Origin of the sequence: Acidisphaera sp. S103 (assembly GCF_009765975.1) — a bacterium.
Taxonomy (GTDB): domain Bacteria; phylum Pseudomonadota; class Alphaproteobacteria; order Acetobacterales; family Acetobacteraceae; genus Rhodopila.
Map to the genome: position 1 here is coordinate 90,268 of NZ_LMUJ01000042.1, position 23,334 is coordinate 113,601.

Genomic DNA, 23,334 nt, shown 5'->3' on the forward strand with positions numbered 1-23,334 from the left:
AGCGACATCAGCCGGTGGCATCGCCGACTGGATCGCCAGCGCGAACGCCTGCGCGCTGGGGAATCGCTCTCCTGGCTCCTTGCGCAACGCCCGTTGCAGCACCTGATCGAACGCCGTCGGCAAGCCCGGCACGCGATGCGACGGCGGCTCGAACGTGTCATTGACAACCGCCTGACCGATCGCCGCCATGGTTTTGCCGGTGAACGGGCGAGACCCCGTTAGCATCTCATAGAACAGCACGCCGCACGACCAGATATCGGAATGGAAATCGATCGGGTCCCTGGCGGTGAACTGTTCGGGGGACATGTAGGGCGGCGTGCCCATCACTGTTCCGACCAGCGTCAATTCGCTGTTCTCGATCCGGACGATGCCGAAATCCGCCAGCTTCACCCCGCCATCCGCGGGCAGCATGATGTTGCTTGGCTTGATGTCGCGATGCACCACCGACAGCCGATGGCAGTTGTCCAACGCCTGCAGCACACCGCGCATGATCTCTCCGGCCCGAGCCAGCGTCATCCGTTCGGGGCGGTCCAGCACCGCCTTTAGGGTCTCCCCATCGACGAATTCCATGACGATGTAGGCCTCGCCGTCTTCCTCGCCGTAATCGTAGACCTGCACCACGCCGACGTTCGACAAGCGGCCGGCGACCTGCGCTTCCTGCCGGAATCGGGCCAGTAGTTCCTCAATTTCCAGCACATCCATGTCGCCGGGTCGCACGACCTTGATGGCAACGCGGCGGGTCAGCGACGTGTCCCACGCTTCCCACACCGTCCCGGCCGCACCGCGTCCGACCGGTCGACGAAGCTCGTAGCGGCCCAGTCGTTTGTCCACGTGCCCTCTCTTTCGGATCGCGCACAATATTATAGACTGACGGCAACAAGGCGCGAAGATACTGACCGGGGTTAAATCGGTAGCGAGTGGTTTACCAAGACCGATTTGCCGGATTTGTCACGGCGAAGGAACATGATGCTCGAAGCCAGGCTGACGATCGAAGGCAATCCGCAGCCCATCTCCCTCATCGGCGCCGGCCCCTGGCAGGTCGGTCGTTCGGCTGAGGCGGATGTCGCCTTTCCGGACGACCACTCCTGCTCCCGCCAACAGGCTCGTATTATCCGAACCGACGATGGGTTTGCGATCCAGCACCTGTCGCGCGGCACGCCCACCGCGATCGATGGCGAACCCATCGCCGGCACCGTTCCCCTGCTGGACGGCGCCCGGATCACCTTCGGCGTCCAGCGCGTGCTGTTCACGCTGATCGAGGCGGAATTCCACGAGGCAACGATAATCGGGCGGGCCGAACCCATCATGGCCAGTCCCGATCGCCTGTCGCTGGATCGCAGCCTGACGGTCGGACGGCAGGATCACCCCGGGCAGATCGTGTTCGACCATCCGGCGGTATCCCGCCGCCACGCGGCCTTCGACGTTGCCAACGGTTCGGTCGCCGTGCGCGACCTGGGCAGCACCAACGGCACCTTCGTCAACGGCACGCGCATCGACCGGCCGCACCCGATCGCGCCCGGCGACCGGGTCGATATCGGACCATTCCAACTGACCTTCGACGGCAAGGGGCTCACCAGCACCTCCCGCGCCGGCAACGCCGCGCTCACCGTCAGCGGCGTCAGTTGCGACGTGCGGATGGCCGGCGCCCCCGTGCGCATCCTGGACGGCGCGACGTTCGACATCAAACCGCGTGAATTCGTCTGCATTATCGGTGCCAGCGGGTCGGGCAAATCCACCCTCATGAACATCCTCGCCGGACGCGCCCTGCCCAGCACCGGTGAGGTCATGCTGAACGGCACCAACCTGCACAATTCCTTCGATGCCATGAAGCAGGACATCGCTTTCGTCCCGCAGCAGGACGTGCTGCATGAGCAACTGACGCTGCGCCAGGCGCTGGATTACGCCGCCCAGTTACGCCTGCCGCGCGACACCACCCGCCAGCAACGCCAGTCCATCGTCGAAACCGCCGCGCGTAGCGTCGATCTGTCGGGACGGCTGGACACCAGGATCGGTTTGCTCAGTGGCGGTCAGAAGAAACGGGCAAGCCTGGCCAGCGAGATCCTCAATCGCCCGTCTTTGCTGTTCCTGGACGAAGTGACCAGCGGCCTCGACGAAAGCACCGACTGGGAGATCATGCGCCTGCTGCGACGGCTGGCCGACGAAGGCATGACCATCGTCGTGGTGACCCACACCTTGGCCAATGTCGAGGCGTTCTGTCACAAGGTCGTCTGTATGGGTCGCGGCGGCCACACCACGTTCGTCGGCGCGCCGGACTCCGCGCTGGCCTTCTTCGGCGTGCAACGATTGGGCGAAATCTTCAACCGCATCGAAGAAGACGGCGCCCGATTCTGGCGTGCCCGTTTTGAGGATACCGGATCAGACACGATCATCGACCTCGGCACGGTGCGCCACGCGGCACTTACGCCCGCACCGGTTTCCCGCCGACGCGAAAATCCCCTGCGCATGGCTAGTCTTGTCGCACGTCAGTTCGGGATCCTGACCCATCGCAACACCAGGCTGCTGCTGGCGGATCGGCGTACCTTGGCCATGGCGGCGGTGCAAAGCATCCTGATCGGCGGCCTGATGGGCTACGCATTCGGCACCTTCGGCACCGGTCCCGAAACCGTCACCGGCAAGAACGCCCTGCTCTTCCTGCTCGGTTTGACATCGATATGGTTGGGCTGCAACGGCGCCTCGAAGGACATCGTCGGCGAACTGGTGATCTATAAGCGGGAGCGCGACATCAACCTGTCCACCGCGGCCTTCGTCGCGTCGAAATATGTCGTCACCGGATTGTTCACCATCCTGCAACTCACGATCGTGTTTGCCCTGACCGCCCTGCTGGCGGAACGCATTCCCGGCCGCGCCCTGCCGCAGTTCGGCATCCTGCTGGCGGGCGGCCTGGCAGGCACGGCGATCGGGCTGGTGATCTCGGCCTTTTCCAACACCCGCGACCAGGCCACCACGATCGTTCCGCTGGCGCTGGTGCCGCAGATCATCCTGGCCGGCATCCTGGTGCCGCATCTGCCCGCCCCGGCGACGCTGTTCGCCAAGGTCGCGGTCAGCAGCTTCTGGCTGACCGAGGCCATGAAGTCCGTCTACATCGCCGCAGAGGGCCCGATCGCCAACATGACCGCCGAACCGACCGGCACCGGCGTCCTGATCGTCATCGCCCACGCCGCCGTGTTCCTGCTGATCACCTACCTGGCCGCCCTGCTGCGCCACGGCGGCCGCAGACGGCGCGCCTGACGCGGTCGCACGAAACCGACGCACCGAACCGGCGTTTCCACCGTGGTCCTTGAAGCGGAGCAACGGCGATGGATGATGTCGGGCTGGAAACCAAGCATTACGAGGGACCGGCCGGCGGCTGGGGGTCCCTGGGTGGCATCGGACGTGTCCTCGCGCGCGAACTCTCGACGCCCGCCGTCCTCGAAACGCTGGTTCGGCAGAACAAGACCGAAGGCCACATGTGCACGTCCTGCGCCTGGGGTAAGCCGGCGCATCCCCATATCTTCGAGTTCTGTGAGAACGGCGCGAAGGCGACAATCTGGGAACTGACGCGCGACCGCTGCACGCCCGAATTCTTCGAGCAGCACACCGTGGCCGAACTGCTGACCTGGCAGGACTACGACCTGGAAATGCAGGGCCGGCTGACGCAGCCGATGCGATACGACGCGGCCACGGACAAGTATGTCGCGTGCGAATGGGACCAGGCTTTTGCCGAAATCGGCCACGAACTACGAAAGCTGGAGCCCAAATCGACGGTTTTCTATGCATCGGGAAAAGCCAGTCTTGAGGCGTCTTATCTCTACAGCCTGTTCGCCCGATTTTACGGGCACAACAACCTGCCCGACAGCTCCAACATGTGTCACGAGACAACATCTGTCGGCTTGAAGAAGGTCCTCGGTTCGGCGGTCGGCACCTGCGTGCTGGAGGATTTCGATCACTGCGACGCGATCTTCTACTTCGGGCAGAATCCCGGCACCAACAGCCCCCGGTTCCTGCATCCGCTGCAGGATGCGGTCCGGCGCGGCTGCAAAATCGTCACGTTCAATCCGGTGCGTGAAAAAGGCCTGGAGCGCTTCGTCAATCCGCAAAACCCCATCGAGATGCTGACCGGGCACGGCACCGATCTGTCGTGCATGTATCTACAGGTGCGCCCCGGCGGCGACATCGCGGCCCTGATGGGCCTGTGCAAGCATGTGCTGTGCGTGGATGCACAGCGGCTGCTCGACGGCGAACCCGGCGTGATCGACCGTGCGTTCATCGCCCAGCACACACATGATTTCGGGACCTTCGCGGCGGCCGTGGCTGCCGCCGAATGGGACGAGATCGAGCATGTTTCGGGAATCTCACGCACCGAACTGGAAAGCGCCGCGGACATCTATATCGCGGCGGAACGGACGATCGCCGTTTACGGCATGGGGCTGACGCAGCACGTCCATGGCTCCCAGAGCATCGGCATGCTGGTCAACCTGATGCTGCTGAAGGGCAATGTCGGCCGCCAGGGCGCGGGCGTGTCGCCGGTACGCGGCCATTCCAACGTGCAGGGCCAGCGGACGGTCGGCATCTCCGAAAAGCCGGAGCTTGTGCCTCTCGACAAGCTGGCGACGATGTTCGATTTCGACCCGCCGCGCGAAAAAGGCCTGACCACGGTTGATGCCTGCCAAGGCGTGCTCGATGGGTCGGTCCGAGCCTTCGTCAGCCTGGGCGGCAATTTCGTGCGCGCGATCCCCGAGCGGGAGGCGATGGAGGCGGCTTGGACGAATATGGCACTCACGGTGTCGATCGCCATCAAGCTCAATCGCAGCCACCTGGTTCATGGCAATGCGGCTTACATTCTGCCGTGCCTGGCGCGATCGGAACAGGACATGCAGGCCAGCGGCCCACAATCTGTTTCGATGGAGGATAGTTTCAGTCACATCTATGGGTCGGTCGGGAAACGTGGGCCGGCCAGCACGCATATTTTATCCGAACTGGCGATCGTCGCCGGTATGGCAAAAGCAACGTTGCCGGCGCACCCCAAATGGCGCTGGGATGCGTGGACAGCCGACTATGCCATCGTGCGCGACCTGATCGCCGAGACCTATTCGGAGGAATTTCACGACTTCAATGCGCGCCTGTTCACGCCGGGCGGGTTCTATCGCGGCAACAAAGCGCACGACCGGGTCTGGAAAACCGCAAGCGGCAAGGCCGAGTTCACATCGCCTACCGGACTGTCCGCGTTGGGCGTCGGGGACGCGCCCGGCCGGTTTCATCTGATCACGATGCGGTCGAACGACCAGTTCAATACAACGATTTATGGTTTCAGCGACCGGCTGCGGGGATTGGAAGGATCGCGCATGATCCTGCTGATCAATCCCGGCGACATGGTTCGGCAGGGGTTGAAGGAAGGCGATATTGTCAGCCTGACCTCCGATGCCGGCGACGGCGTCGATCGGCTTGTGGCGGGACTGACCGTCACCCCATTCGACCTGCCCGATGGGTGCCTGGGCGGCTACTATCCCGAAATGAACCCGCTGATACCCCTGTGGCTGCACGACGAAGCGTCCAAGACGCCGGCATCCAAAGGGGTTCCCGTGCGCATCAAAGTCTGACGGCGCCGGTCGGAAAGGCGGCTCGGCCGTGTTTCCCGGCCAGACCGGTTCGGCTATGGTTCACGCCCGGGACCCCTGTCGCCCCAACCACCGGGAGCAAACAACATGCCCACCCTGTCCCCAGCCCGCATCGGCATCGACGTCGGCCGCAAACTGCCCCTGGAGGACGCCATCGCCTGGGCTGCCACCAACGATGTCGGCATCATCGACATCCAACTCGACACCGGTGCCAACGTCGTCACCAGCTTCGACGACCGTCGCGCCCACGCCATCCGCCGGTCGTGCGATCACCACGACATCACCCTGGGCCTGCACACTTTGTCCGCCGTCAACGTCGCCGAATACGCTCCGCTGGTCGCCGACGCCGTCGACGCCTACCTGCACGCCTACATCGACGCCGCCGTCCTGCTGGGTGCGGAATGGATCGTCGTCCACGCCGGCTTTCATTTCTCCGCCGACATCCCGCAGCGCATGCAGGCCGCCCTCGACCGCCTGCGCCGCGTCGCCGACTACGCCGATCACAAATCCGTGCAACTGCTGCTGGAAAACCTGAACAAGGAACCACCGGACGCCGAGGTCCATTACCTGGCCCACACAACCGAGGAATGGCGCTGGTTCTACGAAAAACTCGAATCTCCTGCCCTGCATTTGTCCTTCACCGCCAACCACGCCCACCTTGTCCCCGAGGGCGTCGAAGGCTTCCTCGCCACCATGCCCCTGGCCCGCGTTCGCGAGGTCCGCCTCGCCGACTGTTTTCGCAATGGCAAGGAAGAACATCTGGTCCCCGGCCAAGGCGACTTCGACTTCCTGGGATTGTTCAAGGCCCTTGAAGCAAGAGGTTACACCGGTCACTACATGAACGCATTCGGCTCCCTGAACGACATGCTGGAAGCCCGAACGATGTTTGCCGGAATGGCGATGGACTGACACACTGGCGGTGTCCAAGACCAAGGGGGAACAACAATGCCTCGCCTATCGAAATTGCTGCTGGCCGCGATGGTCGGCAGTGCGCTGCCGCTCGCCGCGATGGCCGACGTGGTGGTGTCGTCCAATGACGGCCACTCCGTGATGGATGCCAAGAAAACCATCGTCGCGCCAAACCCGCTCGGCCGCGACTCCATCACCGTCATCGACGTCAAAGCCTACCCGCCCAAGATCAAGGCAACATTCGACGCCCCCGGCAGCGTCGTCGGCCCGCCCGGCGCGATTTGGCTCAGCAAGGACGAAAGCTGGGGCATCGTCACCTCCGCCACCAAGGCCGACGCGGCGGCCAAAACCGGCGGCATCTCACCCGACGACCGGGTGGCCGTGTTCGACCTGACCGCCAACCCGCCCAAGGTCACCCAGACCCTGGCCGCCGGCGCCGGCGCATCGCAGGTGCGCGTATCCCCCGACGGCACCCTGGCGCTGGTCGCCAACCGCGCCGAGGGCACGGTCTCGGTCTTCACCGTCAAGGACAAGCAACTGACCGCCGCCGGCAAAGTCGATACCGGCAACGCCAAGTCGCTGCCCAGCGCGGTGGTGTTCGTCGATGACAACAACGCCCTGCTGACCCGCGGCGGCGACAACATGGTGAACGTCCTGCACATCGACGCCGGCAAGGTCACCATCGACCCCAGGCCAATCACCACCGGCCTCGCGCCCTACACCATGGACATCAACGGCGCCCACACCCTGGCCGCCGTCTCCAACATGGGCCGCGGCGACGGCGACGAGGATTCCGTCAGCCTCATCGACCTGAAATCCAAACCCTACCGCGTGGTCGGCACAGTCGGCGTCCCCAGCGGTCCGGAGCCGATGAAGTTCTCCCCCGACGGCCGCTTCCTGGCGATTGGCGCGGAAAACGGCAGCACCAAGACCGCGGACAATCCGTTCCACAGCGACCACGGCCTGCTGGGCCTCTACGCGGTGGAGGGCCAGACCCTGCACAAGATCGCCCAAGCCAACACCGGCGCATGGATCGAGGGCATCGCCTTCGCCCGCGACGGCAAGACCGTGCTGGTGCAAGGCATGCAGGACCGCAAGGTCGAGGTCTTCCGCTGGAACGGCAAAACCCTGACCCCAGGCAAAAGCCTGACCATCGACAGCGCCGGCCCGGAATCCTTTGCCACCGCCTGGCCGTAACGAAAATGGGCAGCGCGTGAAGTGCCACGTCGCTGCCCCATCGGCCCGGGTTCACGCCGGCCCAATGTCCCAGACCCACGCCACCCTCTGGCATCGCGCCACGCCGCCCTCGCCGTCATGGCCGGGCGTAGTCCCGGCCATCTACGCACCGGCGGACGAGGCGAGGTCGGCCGACCCACACCCTCACCACCCGCGTCTATACACCCGCCACGACAACCCCAAGCCTCCGCGCCACACGCCGAGCCGTCTGCAGCCGCGTCTCGGATATCCCACGAACCGACAGCCTGGCCTTCTCCAACACACCCGCCGGCGCCGTCTCCGGCGTTCCACTGTTAAACGGCGGCTCCGGGGCATAAGCCATGTAAAGCTGGATCCCCTGCGCGACCTCATCGCCGCGCAGATTGGCCGCGACCCGCAGCGCGCCGTCAATCCCCGCCGTCACCCCGGCGGCAAACACGATGTTGCCATCGACGACAACCCGTTGGTTGACCGGAATGGCACCAAAATACGGCAGCAAATCCATCGACGCCCAATGCGTCGTCGCCCGCCGTCCCAACAGCAACCCAGCCGCGCCGCAGATCAACGCGCCGGTGCAGACCGAGAACACACACACCGCCCCCGCAGCCTGATCCCGCACCCAGGCCAGCACGGTTTCATCCTCCATCAAAGCCTCCTGCCCGAACCCACCCGGGACATGCAGGACATCAAGTTTCGGCGCGTCGGCCAGCGCCGCATCCGGCGTCAACCGCAGCCCCCGCACATCGCGCACCGGTTCAGCGGTCTTGCCGTAGACCCGGTACGTCGCATTCGGGATGCGCGACAACACCTCGAACGGACCGGTCAAATCGATCTGATCCAGCCCCTCAAACAGCAACGAGCCGATCTGCAGATGGGTGTCATGTGGAATCATGTGTGAAACTCCTCCGAGTGAAACTGTCCGAGCGCCCACGGGGCAGCCGGTTGGCGTCGGAACCGATCGCGATAGGCACCGGGCGGCGTTCCCAGATGCCGCAGGAAGGCGCGGCGCATCGTCTCCTCCGTCCCGAATCCGCAGTCGGCCGCCACCGCCGCCAGGCCGGCTTCGGCCTCCTCGAGCCGCCGCCGCGCCGCTTCCACGCGCATCCGGTCCACCATCAGCCCTGGCGAGACACCCAGTTCGCGCACGAACACCCGGGCGAATTGGCGCGGGCTGAACCGCATGCGGTCCGCGAGCATCTCAACCGTCAAAGGCCGGTTCAGGTTGTCGGCGATCCAGGCGACGAGATCGTGCAACCCGGACCCCATGGCGGTCTGCGCGGCCAGCGCGGTGCTGAACTGACCCTGGCCGCCCGGACGCCGCAGGAACATCACCAGCTCACGAGCGATCGCCAGCGCCAGACCGTGGCCATGATCCTCCTCGACCAGGGCCAGCATCAGGTCCATCCCCGCCGTGACCCCCGCCGAGGTCCAGAAATCACCGTCACGGATGTAGATCGGCTCTGCCTCGACACGGACTGCTGGATAGAGGCGCGCCAATTGGTCGCACCACCGCCAATGCGTCACCGCGCGCCTGCCATCCAGCAAACCGGTCGCGGCGAACACGAACGCCCCGGTACAGACCGACGCGACCCGCCTGGATCGGCACGCCAGCGCCCGCACCGCGGCGCGTAATTCCGGCTCCTCCGCCCGATTTCGTGCTCCTTCCCCGCCGGCGAGGACCAGCGTGTCGATCGGCCGGCTGTCGGCGAGCAACTCCGCCAGCGACCGCCCCGCCGCCACACCCACGCCGCATGTGGTGGCAGCCGCGCCCGACCCGTTGCTGGCCGGTACGACCGCCACTTCCACGTCATACAGCGGCACGGCCGCCGCCTTCAGCCGTCCCGCCTGGCCAAACACCTCCGCCGGACCCGCGAGGTCAAGCAATTGGGCCGGGGCGGGTGCGATGATCAGCGCACGCTTCGGCGGCTGGGTGATCGTGAGTGGCGTATTCATGGCGCGACGTTGCCAGGGCTGGGCTATGGCAGCAATGACATTGTCCCCACCATTTCTGCCATAAAACTACAAAGGGCTACCGATTCTGCGCCGCCAGACCGCTCCGAACCTGAAGCCCCCACCGCCGCTGCCCGGTCAGGAACGACACCCATCCCAGGGCAGCCCCGCTGTGCCGCAGCACCTGGAACGTGAACGGCTCGATCACCGCCGCCACAACCGCCCAGACCAGGTTGGCCCGAGCCATATCGCCCAGCCAACGGCGGTACAGCAGCAACGACCACAGATAGAACGCCAGATCCAAACCGATCTTCGCCGCGATCACCCAAGCGACCGGCGCCACCACCGCCGATTGCCCCGCCACCAGCGCAACCAGCAGCAACACAACGCTGGTCAGGCCATACAGCGGCTGCATCGTATCGAACGCCTTCACCGGCAGCATGCGCGTCCCCAATCGGCCATACCGCGCATTGCCCACCATATGCCGGTACCAAAGCTGCGTTTGCAGAAACCCACCGAACCAGCGTCGCCGCTGCCGCAGGAAAGCACCCACGCTAGCCGGCGCATCGGTCCGCGCCCTGGCGCCTCCGATCACATCGGTATGCCAGTCCAGACCATGCCCCACCGCGTAATCGCGCAGCCGATGCGTCAGCTCGTAATCCTCGACCAGGCAGTCGGGATCGAACCCGCCCACATCCAGCACCGCCTGCCGCCGATAAGCCGCGAAAGCGCCGGAGATCAACAGCAGTCCACCCTGCCGCGACCACGCATAGCGCGACAGGAAGTTCCGCATGTATTCATAGGTCTGGAACCACTGAAACAGTCGCCCGCTCAGGTCCCGGCCGCAGATCGGAAACAGCACACCGGTCGCCGCCACCAAGGCCCGATCACGAGCGAACGCCAGCCGCATCGCCGCGACCGCATCAGGTTCCAGGATCGTGTCGGAATCCACCGTCAGGACCAACTCAGTCCCAACCCCCTCCATCGCCATGTTCAACGCCCGCGCTTTCCCACCATGCGGCAGTCGCAGCCAGCGCAGCGACGGATACCGTTCGGATGGCCCGCTCATCCGCCCCAACTCCGGCTGCACCAGCCCATAGTCCCGCATCAGCAGCGCGGCGGTCCCGTCATCCGAACCGTCATCGGCGATCACCACCACCTCCGGCGGCTGGGTCTGCGCCAACAAACCGGCGATGGTCACCGGCAGCACCGCTGCCTCATTCCGAGCCGCCACGATCACACCAAGACTTGGCCGCTCCCCCGGATCGGCCACCACCGGCCGCCGCAGCAGCGGCAACGTCTGCGCGAAGACGAACAACAGCAGCACGGTGTCGTAACCGACATACGCCAGCCCGACCGACCAGGTGAAAACGTTCCCTGCCCCGAAAACCCGAGCGAACAGCACGATCCAAAGCAGCAGCACGCCGCCATGGATCAGCACCGCCCGCAGCGGTGTCGGCGGCGGAACATAGCGCGGCGAGACGGCATGGCGGATACGATCGAGGTCGCTGGTCAAGCCTGTCATACAGATGGTCACCGTTTCGTCGCGGATGGGATGCGGTTGCCCGCTTGCAAATGGATCAGCGTCGCGAATATCAACCCGATGCACTCACATAGACCGGAACCGCTTCGACGTTATTCCCGGGTCGCGGCAACTTTACACTGGCTGATCGCCGCCCTCATTGCGATCAATGTAACGCTCGGTTTCACGGCCGAGCTGTTTCCCGACGCCTGGATCCGCCCGGCCATCGACCTGCACAAATCCGTCGGCTTCACCGTGCTCGGCCTGGTGCTGCTGCGGATCCTGTGGCGCCTCTCCCATCCGCCACCGCCACTGCCGCGATCCTACCCCAGGCTGGAGCGGATCGGCGCCCACGCCGCCCATATCGCGCTCTACGGCCTGATCTTGCTGCTGCCGATTTCCGGCTGGATGCACGATTCCGCGTTCAAGGACGCCGCCGCCCATCCGTTGCAAATCTTCTGGATCATCCCCTGGTTCCGCATCGGCGCCCTCGCCCATCTGGAACCGGCGACGAAGGAGGTCGTCCACGGCCAGCTATTCGCCCTGCACGTCTGGGCCGGCTACGCGCTGTACGCCTTGGTCGCGCTGCACATCCTGGCCGCGCTGAAGCATCAGTTCATCGACCGGGAGCCGGAATTCCAGCGGATGCGCATAGGCCGGCCACCGGCCACATAACGCTAATTCAACCGCGGGTCAGGCACCCGCGCCGCCACCAGCACATCCACCGCCAGTGCCCCCGCCTCCAGCAACGCCGCCGTACAGGCATTGGCCGTCGCCCCCGACGTCATCACGTCGTCAACCAACAGCACCGCCCGGCCCGCAACCACCCCAACCCGAGACGGCCGCACCACAAACGACCCTGCTACCTCGCGCGCCCGCTCCTCCGGCGACTTCTCATCCAACGGCGCCGTCCGCCGGGTCCGAACCAACGCGTCGGGCACCACGGCGCGGCCCGCCAGCCGCCCCACCGCGTAAGCCAGCACCGCCGCCTGGTTATACTTGCGCTCAAACAACCGCCGCCGGTGCAGCGGCACCGGGATCAGCACATCAGCCCGCCCCAGCAGCGCCGCACCGGCTCGGGTCATCATCGGAGCCAGGATCTGGGCCAGTTCGACCCGATCGCCATGCTTCAGCGGCAGGATCAGCCGCCGCGCCTGCTCGTCATACCGCAACGCCGCCCTGGCCTGCCGGAACAGCGGCGCATGCGCGCGGCACCCCGGACACAATTCCTCCGGCCCGCCTTGCTCCACCGAGGCAAACGGCACCCCGCAGCCGGCACACAGCGGGGCGGTAACGAAATTCGTTCCACCGAAGCAAGCCGCGCAAAGCTGCCCCTGCACCACAACCGCATTGTCGCACGCTGCACAGCGCGGCGGCAGCAGCAGATCGAGCGCCATTCGCCCGGCCTGCCGCACCTTCCCCGCGATGCCAGGATCAGGCAGCAGCGTCGGTTTCTCCGGGAATGCCGAACACGACCGAACCATCGCGCTCGATCTCATGCACCAGGTCGATTTCCCACGACAGATAGGCGTTCATGGCTTCCTCGACCCCCGAGTTCCGGTCGTACGGCCGCAGATAGAAATCGATGCACGCCTCATCCGGCGGCGTGGTGCGGTCCTTCACCAGCGGCCGGCCGAAGGCGTGCCAGGCATCCGTGCCGCCATCCAGCACATGCACCTCGGCACGGGTCAGCCCCTGCACTTCCGGCACTGCCAACCTGGCCAGCATGCCATCCGGAGACGTGACCACCACATGCTTGGCCGTCGCCAGTTGCGGCTTAAGCGCATCCAGCCGAGCCCGCACGCCCCAAATCGCACCGGGGATATGCCCATCCCGGAAGTCGACGCTGCGCCCCAGGTCGAGCACCACCGTGCCCGCCCCACTATCCAGCAACTGTACCAGCCCGCTGACGTCCAGCCGGTTCACCGGCATCGCCAGTTCCGGCACCGGAACAGCCGCGGCGCCGGTCGCACTGATCGCGTCCAGGCCGCCCTCGACCACGAAGACATCCCGGTGCCCCATCTGCCGCAGCCACGCCCCGGCCATGCGCGCCCGCACGCCGGTATCGTCCACCAGCACGATACGGGCGTTCTTCACCCCGATCCAGGTGTCGGTCGCCTGCACCAACTGCCCACCCGGCGCGTTCCGGCTGTTCGGGCGATGCCCGGCCCGGAATTCAACCGGATCGCGCACATCCAGCACGTACAGCGTGCGGTCGGGATCGTCCTCAAACCGTGTCAGGTCAAGCGGTCCGATCACCCCCACACCGGACTGTTCCGCGAAGGCCTGTGCCCGCTGCAGCGCCAGCGCCAGAGTCTTCGGGGTGCCAGGCTCGAACCGCTCCGTCCGCCCGCGCTCGCACCGTAGCCCGGCGAGTTCCCAGCCCATCGTCCCATTCCGCAGCGCCACCACCTTATTGGGTATCCCCGCTCGGCGCAGGCTTTCGGCGCCCATGATGCTGCGGGTGCGGCCGGCGCAGTTGACCACCACCAGGGTCTTCGCATCGGGCACCATGTCGCCGATGCGGTACGCCAGCTCGCCGCCCGGCACGCTGATCCCGGTGGGGATCGACATGCGGGTGAATTCCTCCAGCGTGCGGCTGTCCAGCACCACCATATCGCGGCCGGAATCGATCAAGGCCTTCAGGTCGGGCGCATCGACGCTCTCGGTGCCGTAATGGTGTTCGACCCATTCGCCGAACGCCTTGGACGGGACGTTGACCCCGCTGAACAGCACATAACCCGCCGCCTCCCACGCCTTGGTGCCGCCCTCCAGGACGGAAACATCCGTGGCGCCGATAGACTCCAGCCATGCCGCCAGCGTCTCTGCGATGCCCCGCCCATCATCGACACAGCAAATCCGTGTGGACAGCCGCGGCAGCAGCGCCCGAGCCCGGATTTCTTTCCGGCCCAGCCCGCAGGGGATCGCCCAGAACAGATGCGAGGCGCCGAATTCCCCGTCCTCGCGTGCATCCAGCAACGCGAGTTCCTGCCCATCCGTGGTCCAGCCAAGCAATGTGGCAGCGCTGATGCGGTTCATTTGTCAAAATCCTATAGTAGTACCGGACGGTAGGCCGTAGCCGGACGACTTGGCAACGCATCTCCGTGAGCGCACATGCCGGTTCATGGACTCCATGCTGGTATTTGATCGCAAAGCCGTTCGCCGCCACCGCGACCGTGCGGCCACGACAGTGGATCGAGTGGCGGATGTGCTGCGCGACGCCGCCGAACGGCTGCTGGACCGGCTGGACGATACCAACCGGCGCTTCACCGACGCCCTGGATGTCGGCGGCCGCGGCGTCGTCGCCCCAATGCTGCGCCAGCGCGGCTTACAGGTGGTCAGTTGCGACCTGTCCCCCGCAATGGCCGCCCTGAACGGCACCCCGAGCGTCGCCGCCGACGAGGAATACCTGCCCTTCGCCCCGAACAGCTTCGACCTGATCGTCGCCAGCCTGTCCCTGCATTGGGTCAACGACCTGCCGGGTGCGCTGCTGCAACTGCGTCAGGCCCTGCGGCCGGAGGGCCTGCTGCTCGCCAGTCTGCCCGCCCTGGGCACCCTGTCCGAATTGCGCACCGCCCTGACCGAGGCCGAGGCCGAGATAACAGGCGGCGCCTCCCCCCGCGTCTCTCCATTCCCGGAACTACGGGATTGCGCTCATCTGCTGCAACGCGCCGGCTTCGCATTGCCCGTGGCGGATATGGAGGAGATCCGACTGCTATACGCCGATCCACTCGCACTGCTGGCCGATTTGCGCGCCGCTGGCGAAACCAACGCCATCCGCCAACGCGCTCGCGTTGCCCCCTCTCGCGCGATTTTCCCCGCCGCACTGGCAAGACTGCCGATCGAAACCGAGCGGGTCGCGGTCACGCTACGGATGGCGGTGATGACCGGATGGGCGCCGGGGCGTTGACCGACCATACCTCAGTCGCGAGAGAACCCTCGTCATGGCCCGGCCTCAGCCTGATTCGCCACGATAACGTGCCGGATCATGCTGACACCGAGGCACGACAAACCAAGACCCGACTGTAAAGCCGGACGCGACATATCAGGCGACTTTACTGATAACGAAGTCCACATGCACGGCATCATATGGAAAAACGATTCGCCCTGCTTCGTCCTTCTCCAAGACATCCACTTTCAGCAGCGCCTGAACATCGCCATGGACAGTTTTCACATCATGACCGACAAGCCGCGCCGCGCCGCGCACGCTCATCGGACCCTGCCCCGCCATAGCTCGAATCAGCTCCCAACGACGCGGCGTGAGGGCCTTCCAAAGCAACTCAACCGTTGCGAACGAAACACGCTCCCCCTGACGCTCCCCCCCGAAGGCCAAGGCCGCGCGCTGCTTCATTTGCTCTATACTCGAGACACCGATCGTGACCGTATTCACCGCTTGGCCCTCCACGCTTCTACATCAGCCCAAAAATCAGCTTGCAAGGTCTCCAAGTCGACGAAGCGATAGGGGACCTCGCGCTCCTCAACGTGCTTGTGGTCGCCTTTGCCAGCCTCGTTGTCATAGCGCATGAAGCAAACACCCCCAGCCACCAATGCCAAACGATACTTGAAAGCATGAATACAGCCGACAAGCGGCTTTGGCACCCGCCAGATAACCAGTTCCACCTTGTCCGTTTCCGATAGCCAAAGGCGCTCGCGGAGCAACAACTCAGCTTTCATGTTGGCGGATCTACCAACACTCCTATGCGTTGGCAAGATCGCCAACACTTAGCGGCCGATCGGCTCGGGGTCATGGCGCCGATGGTGATGGTGACCCCATGGTGCCAAGTTTGCCCGGGTGTCCGACTTTATGCGGCCTACCGGGCACCCTCACTGGCCGCGGAACGCCCGCGCAGAAACCGCAGCACTGCCGCGTTGAACGCCTCCGGCTTCTCCCACGCGACCGAGTGCCCGGCATCGTCGATCACCACCCATTCGTGATGCTTGATATGGCCGGCCCACACCCGCATCAGCGCCTGCGGCGCATACAGATCGGCGTCAGCCACCACAACCAGCGTCGGAACCTCGATCGTTTCGACCTTGGCGAACGTGTTTGGAGTACGCAACGGCTGCGCCGGCGCGCCCGGCTGACGGGCATTCGCCTCGATCTCGTTCCAGCGCGCCGTCCCCTCCGGATCGGCACCACGATACGACAGCCCGAGTTCGATATATTCGCCCGGCAACTTTTCCAGGCCCGGAATGGCGATCCGCTTGGTGAAATCCGTCATCACCGGTTCCGAGAACAGCCCGGTGCTCGCCGCAACGATCAGGCCGCGCAAATGCTCCTGGTGCCACGCCGCATAATCCAGGGCCGCGAAGCCGCCGCCCGCCACCCCCAGCAGATAGAATTTCCCCAGTTTCAGATAGGTCACCAACGCGTCCAGATCGCCCGCGATACTTCCGGATTGAGGTCCGGAGGCAGGATCGGCCACACTCTTGCCCCAACCGCGCCGATCGAACGCGATAACCCGATATCCCGCTTGGGCGAACGCCTCGTTCTGCTTCGCCCAAACCGCACTGGTGCCGGTATTGGCATGCAACAAAACGATCGGCACGCCCTGACCACCGGTATCGGTGTACCACAGCTTCACGCCCGGCAGGCTGGCCAGGGACCCACGCGCCTCGACAGCCCAGGCCGGGCTGACGGCCGCCATGACAGCCAGCAGCAGCACGGCACGCCGGATCATCGCCACCATCCGTAACCCCCCTCATCAGCGTGGACACACGCCCAAGGGAAGCATCATGCATGCCGCATCCGGCCGAGCAAATGCGAACCGGGGGATTGGTTACGTCTTGGCCGGCGGCGCGGTCTTGTTGCCGGCCACCGCCGGCAAATCGGCCGTCGCCTGCTGGCTTGCCGCCGCCTGCTGCGCCGGTGACAACGTCGGAAGCAGCCGGTTGCGCTCTACCTGTGCCTGCGCGTTACCCCGCAGCGAGGCAACCTCCAGCCAGGCATACGCCGAAACCGGATCGGCCGGACCGCCGATACCGTCGCGCAGCATGCCTCCGAGATCACGTGCGGCCCGCGCATCCCCACGCCTTGCGGCCTCGGTCAGATACGTCCGCGCCATCGCGAAGTCCGGTGGAATCGCGTTGCCATCGAGATAAAGCTCGCCCAGCCGTGTCCCAGCCTGTGTGACGCCGCCGGCCCAGGCCTTCTGGTACTGCGTGATCGCGGCCTTGATGTCGGCCGGCGTGCCCAGCCCAAGGTCAAGCGCGTGACCATACCAATAAGCCGCATGGGGATCGCCCTTGTTGGCCAACGACCGGAACGCCGATGTGGCGGCGGTCAGATTTCCCGTGTCGAAATCCGAGACAGCTTGTTTTAGATTGTTCGCCGGAACGACCGCCGGACCTTGCAATGTGCGCCCGACCAAGCCGGCGCATGCCACGCCGATCAGGCCGGCGGCAAGATAAGGCAGCACCATCCCCTGGCTTGCCGGCGGCTTACGTCCCTGTTGCAGAGTGTTTGTCATGTGAAATGACCTCCACCCAACCATATGGGGCGCATGCGCGGTGCCCGCGTGACCGGCGCCTTAACATTTGACCACAAGACCGAGCTGATGCCGCGGCAACCGACACGGCCCGGCCACGCCGCGGGCTGAAAACGGCGGGGCCGGTCCGGACGCCGCCTATCCGCCCGTCACGCTCATGTGTCGAGCAACGGCCGGCTTGTCGTGACGGCGGTCGATGATGAAATCGTGGCCTTTCGGCTTGCGAGAGATCGCCTCCCGGATCGCGTCGTCCAACTGATCGTCGGTGGCGCCCGCCCGCAGCAGCGGCCGGAAGTCCGCCGAGTCCTCCTGCCCCAGACACATGTAAAGCGTGCCGGTGCAGGTCAGCCGCACCCGGTTGCAACTCTCGCAGAAATTATGCGTCATCGGCGTGATGAAGCCGATCCGCCGGCCGGTCTCCTTCACCGTGTAATACCGAGCCGGGCCGCCGGTCTTGTAGTCGGTATCCTCCAGCGACCAGGTCCGCCGCAGCCGCGCCCGCACCACCGACAACGGCAGGTACTGGTCGGTCCGGTCGCCGGTGATGTCGCCCATCGGCATCGTCTCGATCAGGCACAGGTCGAACCCATGCTCCCCGCACCACGCCAGCATGCCGTCGAATTCCGTCTCGTTCACGCCCTTCATCGCCACGGCGTTGATCTTCACCGCCAGCCCCGCCGCCTTGGCGGCGAAAATCCCGTCCAGCGTCTGCTCGATCTTGCCCCACCGCGTGATGTCGGTGAACTTCACCGGATCGAGCGTATCCAGCGAGACGTTGATCCGCTTCACCCCCGCCGCCACCAGCGTCTCGGCATGCTTCGTCAGTTGGGAGCCGTTGGTCGTGACCGTCAGCTCATCCAGCCCATGCCCAAGCCGCTCGCCCAGCCGGCCGAACAGCCGCATCACATCGCGCCGCACCAGCGGCTCGCCGCCGGTAATGCGGATTTTCGTCGTGCCCAGGCGGATGAACGCGGCGCACAGCCGGTCCAGCTCCTCCAGCGTCAGCAGGTCGCGCTTCGGCAGGAAGGTCATATCCTCGGACATGCAATAGACGCAGCGCAGATCGCAGCGATCGGTCACCGACACCCGCAGGTAGGTGATCGCTCTGCCGAACGGATCGATCATGGTGCGATTATGTCTCCTTCCGGACCGGCGTCCCGGCGCCAGCCTGCCGTTATAGGGTGTTTATCATGATCTGCGCCAGCAAGGCCGCCGGTTCAACCCCCGGCAGACCGACTCGTAAAATGTCCCGCCAATATCGACTCGCCTCAAACCCGGAATAAGCCCATCTTGCTCCGACGGCGACCCTCACAGCGGAGAGTCCATGTCCGGCACGGACAGCGCCTTGCGCCTGATCGAACTGACGTCGGCAACATTGTGGCACGATATCAGTGACTTGGTGGGATCTCTGGATCACGCCGTCTCGTCCCCGGTCAACGGATCCGCGTGCAGCCCGGAACTCCCAAAAGCCGCGCGGGACACCGCCCATGCGCTGACCGCAAGGCTGCAATTGCGCCACGCCGCCTGGGGTCCTGTGGGCGAACCCGTGACGTTGGCTCGCCTGTGCTCGCTCGCAGGCGCCCTGCCTGAACAGGTCACGGTCGATGCCTCGACGCTGGACCCGAACACCGTGTTCCCAGCGGCCACCGGCCGGATCGTCGTGAACCTTCTCCTGCTCGCCGCCGACAGCCTTCCCTCGGGTGGGACGGTTGTCCTCGCGGGGGCGCCGGACGACCTGTTCGTCAGGATCGCCGGTCCAGCCGCCGCATGGCCCGCCGGAATGGCGGTCTGCCTGTCCGATGAAGCAGAGGCGCGATCCGCGCTGACCGCGTGGCGCAATCCGCAAATGGCGCTGACCGCGTTGCTCGCACATGAAGCTGGCATACGTCTGTCTGTGCTGCTCTCCCCAACGGCGCAAAACGACCCCGCGATCCTTCGTTTGGGTGGTTAATTAAAAAATTTCGGTCGGCATTTACCTTTTGTTTGTGAAGTCCTGCCAAGGATTGACTCCCACCCGGCTGACGGGCTTGCGAGGGGGCTACCGTGGACGATCTGCTTGCCGATTTCCTGACCGAGACAAATGAAAGCCTGGCTGAACTGGACGTCGCGCTGCTGACGCTGGAACGCACGCCGGACGACGCCGAGACCCTCGGCTTTATTTTCCGCCTGGTGCATACGATCAAGGGTACCTGCGGCTTTCTGGGCCTGCCACGGTTGGAACGCGTGGCCCACGCCGGTGAGAACGTACTGGGCAAGTTGCGCGACCGCACCCTGACCGTCACCCCCGACATCGTCACCCAAGTGCTCGCGGGGATCGACCAGATCAAGGCGATCGTTTCCCACCTGAGCACCACCGGCGCCGAACCGGCGGGCGACGACACGGACCTGATCGCCGCGCTGAACCGCGTCGCGTCCCTTGACGCGCCCCCCGCGAAAAAGGCGCCCGTCACCCTCCCGGCCGCAGCCCAGCCGCCACCGGAACCCGCGCAAATAGAGGCGCCCCCCGAACTTGTCCCGGTCGAGATCATCCCGCCCACCGCGCCCACCCCCGCTGCGACCGCACTCCAGGCACAGCCGCAACCGCCGACACTGCCCAACGCCCCCGCGAACACGCAAACCATCCGCGTGACCGTCGATGTGCTCGAAGACCTGATGACCCTGGTCAGCGAGCTTGTCCTGACCCGCAACCAGCTTCTGCAACTTGCTCGGAACCAGGAAAACAGCGGCTTCACCGTGCCGCTGCAGCGGCTGTCGCACATCACCTCCGACCTGCAGGAGGGGGTGATGAAGACCCGCATGCAGCCGATCGGCAACGCCTGGAACAAACTGCCCCGGCTGGTGCGCGACCTGTCCCACGAAATGGGCAAGAAGATCGAGCTGACCATGCTGGGCGCCGAGACCGAACTCGACCGGCAGGTGCTGGAGCTCATCAAGGACCCGCTGACCCACATGGTCCGCAACAGCGGCGACCACGGGCTGGAAACCCCGGCGGAGCGGCGGGCGGCGGGCAAGCCGGAAACCGGCACCATCGTGCTGAACGCCTACCACGAAGGCGGCTACATCATCCTGGAGATCTCCGACGACGGACGCGGCCTGGCGGTGGACCGCATCCGCGCCAAGGCGCTGGCCAACGGGCTGGCGACCGAGGCCGAACTCGCCGCCATGACCGACAGCCAGATCCAGCGTTTCATCTTCCGAGCCGGCCTGTCGACGGCGCAGACGATCTCCGCCGTGTCGGGCCGGGGTGTCGGCATGGACGTGGTGAAGACCAATATCGAGAAGATCGGCGGCACTATCGAACTGAAGAGCACCCCCGGCCAGGGCACGATGTTCACGGTCAAGATCCCGCTGACCCTGGCCATCGTCTCCGCGCTGATCGTGGAATCCGGCAAGGAACGCTTCGCCATCCCGCAGCTCAGCGTGGTGGAACTGGTCCGGGCGCAGCGCGACTCCGGCCGGAACACCAACGAAGGCACCGGCAACAGCGTCATCGAGCGCATCAACGACACCCCTGTGCTGCGCCTGCGCAATCGCCTGCTGCCGCTGGTCAGCCTGACCGAACTGCTGGCCCTGGGCGTCGAGGACACCGCCGAATCGGCCGCCCACGTCGTCGTGGCGCAGGTCGGCGCACATATGATGGGCATCATCGTCGACCGCGTCTTCGACACCGAGGAAATCGTCGTCAAGCCGGTCGCCCCCATCCTGCGCCACGTCACCATGTTCAGCGGCAACACCATCCTGGGCGACGGTTCGGTCATCATGATCCTGGACCCGAACGGTATCGCCCGGGCGAGCGGCGTGGGCGCCGGGTCGGAGAACCGGCTGCTCCGCGCCAACAGCGCCGATACCCAGACCTCCGCCGACAAGACCGCGATGCTACTGTTCCGGGCTGGGGAAAGCCGGCGCATGGGCGTCCCGCTGGGCCTCGTTGCCCGCCTGGAGGACATCCCGCGTGAGAAGATCGAGATCTCCTGCGGCATGCCGGTGACCCAGTACCGCGGCAAGCTGATGCCGCTGATCGCCATCGACGGCGGCATCGACCAGCAGAAGCCGACTCAGCCATTGCTGGTGTTCGCCGAGGGCGACCGCATCATGGGCCTGATGGTCGACGAGATCATCGACGTCGTGGAGGACCGCCTGGACATCGAACTGGCCGGCGCCCGCGCGGGCCTGCTGGGAACCGCGGTGATCGGCGGCCAGGCGACCGACGTGCTGGATACCGGCTACTGGCTGATGCAGGCTTGGCAGGACTGGTTCCGCGGCGTCCCGAGGCAAGGCGCCGCCGCCGGCCAGAAGCACGTCCTGCTGGTGGACGACAGCGAGTTCTTCCGCCAGCTGATGATGCCGACCCTGGGCGCCGCCGGCTTCCGCGTCACCGCGGTGGGCAGCGCGGCCGAAGCCCTGCGGCTCCGCGACGCCGGGACCATGTTCGACGCCATCGTCTCCGACATCGAGATGCCGGAGATGGACGGGATCCAGTTCTGCCGAACCGTCCGCGCCGGCGGGCCGTGGGCCGCGCTGCCCATGCTCGCCATGACAGCGCATTCCGACATGGAGACCGCACGCCTGGGCCGCGAAGCCGGCTTCACCGACTACGTCGCCAAGTTTGAGCGTGAGGTGCTGGTCGCCAGCCTCCGCAACACGCTCGTTGAGACGGTCGCGGCGTGACCCCATTCCCGCGGAGACATCCCCGCGTGACCCCAACCGCGCGGACCCACCTCCGCGGGACCACGGAAAGGACCAGCCATGGCCACTGAATTACTGGATCGGCCGGAAACGGCCGCGGCAAACGGCACGACCGGCGAGGACACCCAGGTCCTGGTCACGCTGACCGTGGCCGACCAGCTATGCGGCATCCCCGTCCTCGCGGTGCGCGACATCCTCGGGGAACAGACGATCACCCGCATCCCGCTGGCACCGCCGGAGATCGCCGGCAGTCTGAACCTGCGCGGCCGGATCGTCACCGCCATCGACCTGCGCCAGCGGCTACGGCTGCCAAAAGCCGCGCCCGGACAGGCCCGCATGTCCGTGGTCGCCGAACAGGGCGGCGAACTGTATGCGTTGCTGGTCGACCAGGTCTCGGAAGTGCTGAGCCTGGATGCCTCGATGTTCGAGCGGAACCCGCCGACCCTGGAAAAAACCTGGGCCGAGTTCAGCACCGGCATCTTCCGCCTGGATGGGCGGCTGCTGGTCGTCCTGGACGTCTCCAGGCTGCTCGCCCTGTCAGGAGAGGAATAACCATGCCCCGTACCTGTCTGGTCGTGGACGACAGCCGTGTCGTCCGCAAAGTCGCGCGCCGCATCCTGGAATCGAACGGCTTCGACGTCACCGAGGCAGCGGACGGCCAGCTCGCGCTGGATGCCTGCCGGCAGCATCTGCCGGATTGCGTCCTGCTCGACTGGAACATGCCGGTGATGGACGGGATCACCTTCCTGCAGGCGCTGCGCAAGGAATTCGGGCCGGACAACCCGCCGGTGGTGTTCTGCACGACCGAGAACGACATGGACCACATCGAGGCGGCGATCTCGCACGGCGCGCAGGAATACATCATGAAGCCGTTCGATGAGGATATCCTGACCGGCAAATTCGCCCAGGTGGGCTTGCTGTGACCGCTCCGGTGACCGGTTTCGCGCCC

21 protein-coding genes are annotated in these 23,334 nt (G+C 65.5%); 10 read left to right on the top strand and 11 right to left on the bottom strand.

Annotated elements, in window-relative coordinates; all coding sequences use genetic code 11:
- A partial coding sequence (locus GSQ89_RS10680; RefSeq protein ID WP_158924840.1) for a serine/threonine-protein kinase occupies window positions 1-831 on the bottom strand: 831 nt, incomplete at its 3' end.
- A 132-nt stretch (window positions 832-963) separates the two neighbouring features.
- Between GSQ89_RS10680 and GSQ89_RS10685 the strand changes: the two genes are divergently transcribed.
- The 4 genes from GSQ89_RS10685 (at window position 964) to GSQ89_RS10700 (ending at window position 7,721) form a co-directional block, all read left to right on the top strand.
- The gene (locus tag GSQ89_RS10685; protein ID WP_158924842.1) at window positions 964-3,249 is read left to right on the top strand and encodes an FHA domain-containing protein; all 2,286 of its coding nucleotides are present in this window, start codon (window positions 964-966) and stop codon (window positions 3,247-3,249) included.
- A 68-nt stretch (window positions 3,250-3,317) separates the two neighbouring features.
- Window positions 3,318-5,597, top strand: coding sequence for an FdhF/YdeP family oxidoreductase (locus tag GSQ89_RS10690; protein WP_158924845.1), 2,280 nt, complete (start codon window positions 3,318-3,320; stop codon window positions 5,595-5,597).
- Between the two features lie 105 nt (window positions 5,598-5,702).
- Window positions 5,703-6,524, top strand: coding sequence for a sugar phosphate isomerase/epimerase (locus tag GSQ89_RS10695; RefSeq protein WP_158924847.1), 822 nt, complete (start codon window positions 5,703-5,705; stop codon window positions 6,522-6,524).
- A gap of 36 nt (window positions 6,525-6,560) precedes the next feature.
- Window positions 6,561-7,721, top strand: a complete 1,161-nt coding sequence (locus GSQ89_RS10700) for a YncE family protein (RefSeq protein ID WP_158924849.1) — start codon at window positions 6,561-6,563, stop codon at window positions 7,719-7,721.
- A 196-nt stretch (window positions 7,722-7,917) separates the two neighbouring features.
- On the opposite strand, the gene GSQ89_RS10705 is transcribed toward GSQ89_RS10700, so the two are convergent.
- From GSQ89_RS10705 to GSQ89_RS10715, 3 genes are all read right to left on the bottom strand, one after another.
- Window positions 7,918-8,631 (bottom strand): DJ-1/PfpI family protein, encoded by a 714-nt coding sequence (locus GSQ89_RS10705; RefSeq protein ID WP_158924851.1) that lies wholly within the window; start codon window positions 8,629-8,631, stop codon window positions 7,918-7,920.
- On the bottom strand, window positions 8,628-9,692 hold the full coding sequence (locus tag GSQ89_RS10710; protein ID WP_158924853.1) for a GlxA family transcriptional regulator: 1,065 nt from the start codon (window positions 9,690-9,692) through the stop codon (window positions 8,628-8,630). The genes GSQ89_RS10705 and GSQ89_RS10710 overlap by 4 nt, the downstream gene beginning before the upstream one ends.
- A gap of 76 nt (window positions 9,693-9,768) precedes the next feature.
- Window positions 9,769-11,214: a glycosyltransferase gene (locus GSQ89_RS10715; RefSeq protein ID WP_158924855.1), complete on the bottom strand. Its 1,446-nt coding sequence runs from the start codon at window positions 11,212-11,214 to the stop codon at window positions 9,769-9,771.
- Window positions 11,215-11,292: 78 nt separating this feature from the next.
- Here GSQ89_RS10715 and GSQ89_RS10720 point away from each other — a divergent pair, with 78 nt between their 5' ends.
- A complete protein-coding gene (locus tag GSQ89_RS10720; RefSeq protein ID WP_158924857.1) occupies window positions 11,293-11,886 on the top strand; it encodes a cytochrome b in 594 nt (197 codons plus the stop codon).
- 2 nt (window positions 11,887-11,888) lie between these two features.
- Here GSQ89_RS10720 and GSQ89_RS10725 read toward each other — a convergent pair whose 3' ends face one another.
- On the bottom strand, window positions 11,889-12,695 hold the full coding sequence (locus GSQ89_RS10725) for a ComF family protein (RefSeq protein ID WP_158924859.1): 807 nt from the start codon (window positions 12,693-12,695) through the stop codon (window positions 11,889-11,891).
- Entirely contained in the window at window positions 12,646-14,250 is a 1,605-nt protein-coding gene (locus GSQ89_RS10730; protein WP_158924861.1) for a rhodanese-like domain-containing protein, read from the bottom strand. The genes GSQ89_RS10725 and GSQ89_RS10730 overlap by 50 nt, the downstream gene beginning before the upstream one ends.
- 85 nt (window positions 14,251-14,335) lie before the next feature.
- Between GSQ89_RS10730 and GSQ89_RS10735 the strand changes: the two genes are divergently transcribed.
- The gene (locus GSQ89_RS10735; RefSeq protein WP_158924863.1) at window positions 14,336-15,121 is read left to right on the top strand and encodes a methyltransferase domain-containing protein; all 786 of its coding nucleotides are present in this window, start codon (window positions 14,336-14,338) and stop codon (window positions 15,119-15,121) included.
- 135 nt (window positions 15,122-15,256) lie between these two features.
- On the opposite strand, the gene GSQ89_RS10740 is transcribed toward GSQ89_RS10735, so the two are convergent.
- From GSQ89_RS10740 to moaA, 5 genes are all read right to left on the bottom strand, one after another.
- Entirely contained in the window at window positions 15,257-15,601 is a 345-nt protein-coding gene (locus tag GSQ89_RS10740; RefSeq protein WP_158924865.1) for a transcriptional regulator, read from the bottom strand.
- The gene (locus tag GSQ89_RS10745) at window positions 15,598-15,885 is read right to left on the bottom strand and encodes a DUF6516 family protein (RefSeq protein ID WP_158924867.1); all 288 of its coding nucleotides are present in this window, start codon (window positions 15,883-15,885) and stop codon (window positions 15,598-15,600) included. Before GSQ89_RS10745 ends, GSQ89_RS10740 begins: the two co-directional genes overlap by 4 nt.
- Before the next feature lie 137 nt (window positions 15,886-16,022).
- Window positions 16,023-16,892, bottom strand: coding sequence for an alpha/beta fold hydrolase (locus GSQ89_RS10750; RefSeq protein ID WP_158924869.1), 870 nt, complete (start codon window positions 16,890-16,892; stop codon window positions 16,023-16,025).
- Between the two features lie 99 nt (window positions 16,893-16,991).
- A complete protein-coding gene (locus GSQ89_RS10755) occupies window positions 16,992-17,681 on the bottom strand; it encodes a tetratricopeptide repeat protein (protein WP_158924871.1) in 690 nt (229 codons plus the stop codon).
- Window positions 17,682-17,837: 156 nt separating this feature from the next.
- Window positions 17,838-18,824: a GTP 3',8-cyclase MoaA gene (gene moaA, locus GSQ89_RS10760; protein WP_158924873.1), complete on the bottom strand. Its 987-nt coding sequence runs from the start codon at window positions 18,822-18,824 to the stop codon at window positions 17,838-17,840.
- Window positions 18,825-19,023: 199 nt separating this feature from the next.
- Between moaA and GSQ89_RS10765 the strand changes: the two genes are divergently transcribed.
- From GSQ89_RS10765 to GSQ89_RS10780, 4 genes are all read left to right on the top strand, one after another.
- Complete coding sequence (locus GSQ89_RS10765; protein WP_158924875.1) at window positions 19,024-19,650, top strand: histidine phosphotransferase family protein; 627 nt, start codon at window positions 19,024-19,026, stop codon at window positions 19,648-19,650.
- A gap of 92 nt (window positions 19,651-19,742) precedes the next feature.
- Entirely contained in the window at window positions 19,743-22,367 is a 2,625-nt protein-coding gene (locus tag GSQ89_RS10770) for a chemotaxis protein CheW (protein WP_158924877.1), read from the top strand.
- A gap of 78 nt (window positions 22,368-22,445) precedes the next feature.
- Window positions 22,446-22,937, top strand: a complete 492-nt coding sequence (locus tag GSQ89_RS10775) for a chemotaxis protein CheW (protein ID WP_158924879.1) — start codon at window positions 22,446-22,448, stop codon at window positions 22,935-22,937.
- Between the two features lie 2 nt (window positions 22,938-22,939).
- On the top strand, window positions 22,940-23,308 hold the full coding sequence (locus GSQ89_RS10780) for a PleD family two-component system response regulator (RefSeq protein ID WP_158924881.1): 369 nt from the start codon (window positions 22,940-22,942) through the stop codon (window positions 23,306-23,308).
- The last annotated feature ends 26 nt before the right edge of the window (window positions 23,309-23,334 follow it).

What these genes read in the sequence shown, in the direction of transcription:
- GSQ89_RS10725 (WP_158924859.1), bottom strand. Translation starts at nt 12,695, where the DNA reads ATGGTTCGGTCGTGTTCGGCATTCCCGGAGAAACCGACGCTGCTGCCT.
- GSQ89_RS10720 (WP_158924857.1), top strand. Translation starts at nt 11,293, where the DNA reads ATGCACTCACATAGACCGGAACCGCTTCGACGTTATTCCCGGGTCGCG.
- GSQ89_RS10690 (WP_158924845.1), top strand. Translation starts at nt 3,318, where the DNA reads ATGGATGATGTCGGGCTGGAAACCAAGCATTACGAGGGACCGGCCGGC.
- GSQ89_RS10745 (WP_158924867.1), bottom strand. Translation starts at nt 15,885, where the DNA reads ATGAAAGCTGAGTTGTTGCTCCGCGAGCGCCTTTGGCTATCGGAAACG.
- GSQ89_RS10775 (WP_158924879.1), top strand. Translation starts at nt 22,446, where the DNA reads ATGGCCACTGAATTACTGGATCGGCCGGAAACGGCCGCGGCAAACGGC.
- GSQ89_RS10700 (WP_158924849.1), top strand. Translation starts at nt 6,561, where the DNA reads ATGCCTCGCCTATCGAAATTGCTGCTGGCCGCGATGGTCGGCAGTGCG.
- moaA (WP_158924873.1), bottom strand. Translation starts at nt 18,824, where the DNA reads ATGATCGATCCGTTCGGCAGAGCGATCACCTACCTGCGGGTGTCGGTG.
- GSQ89_RS10730 (WP_158924861.1), bottom strand. Translation starts at nt 14,250, where the DNA reads ATGAACCGCATCAGCGCTGCCACATTGCTTGGCTGGACCACGGATGGG.
- GSQ89_RS10755 (WP_158924871.1), bottom strand. Translation starts at nt 17,681, where the DNA reads ATGACAAACACTCTGCAACAGGGACGTAAGCCGCCGGCAAGCCAGGGG.
- GSQ89_RS10685 (WP_158924842.1), top strand. Translation starts at nt 964, where the DNA reads ATGATGCTCGAAGCCAGGCTGACGATCGAAGGCAATCCGCAGCCCATC.
- GSQ89_RS10735 (WP_158924863.1), top strand. Translation starts at nt 14,336, where the DNA reads ATGGACTCCATGCTGGTATTTGATCGCAAAGCCGTTCGCCGCCACCGC.
- GSQ89_RS10710 (WP_158924853.1), bottom strand. Translation starts at nt 9,692, where the DNA reads ATGAATACGCCACTCACGATCACCCAGCCGCCGAAGCGTGCGCTGATC.
- GSQ89_RS10705 (WP_158924851.1), bottom strand. Translation starts at nt 8,631, where the DNA reads ATGATTCCACATGACACCCATCTGCAGATCGGCTCGTTGCTGTTTGAG.
- GSQ89_RS10765 (WP_158924875.1), top strand. Translation starts at nt 19,024, where the DNA reads ATGTCCGGCACGGACAGCGCCTTGCGCCTGATCGAACTGACGTCGGCA.
- GSQ89_RS10780 (WP_158924881.1), top strand. Translation starts at nt 22,940, where the DNA reads ATGCCCCGTACCTGTCTGGTCGTGGACGACAGCCGTGTCGTCCGCAAA.
- GSQ89_RS10750 (WP_158924869.1), bottom strand. Translation starts at nt 16,892, where the DNA reads ATGATCCGGCGTGCCGTGCTGCTGCTGGCTGTCATGGCGGCCGTCAGC.
- GSQ89_RS10715 (WP_158924855.1), bottom strand. Translation starts at nt 11,214, where the DNA reads ATGACAGGCTTGACCAGCGACCTCGATCGTATCCGCCATGCCGTCTCG.
- GSQ89_RS10695 (WP_158924847.1), top strand. Translation starts at nt 5,703, where the DNA reads ATGCCCACCCTGTCCCCAGCCCGCATCGGCATCGACGTCGGCCGCAAA.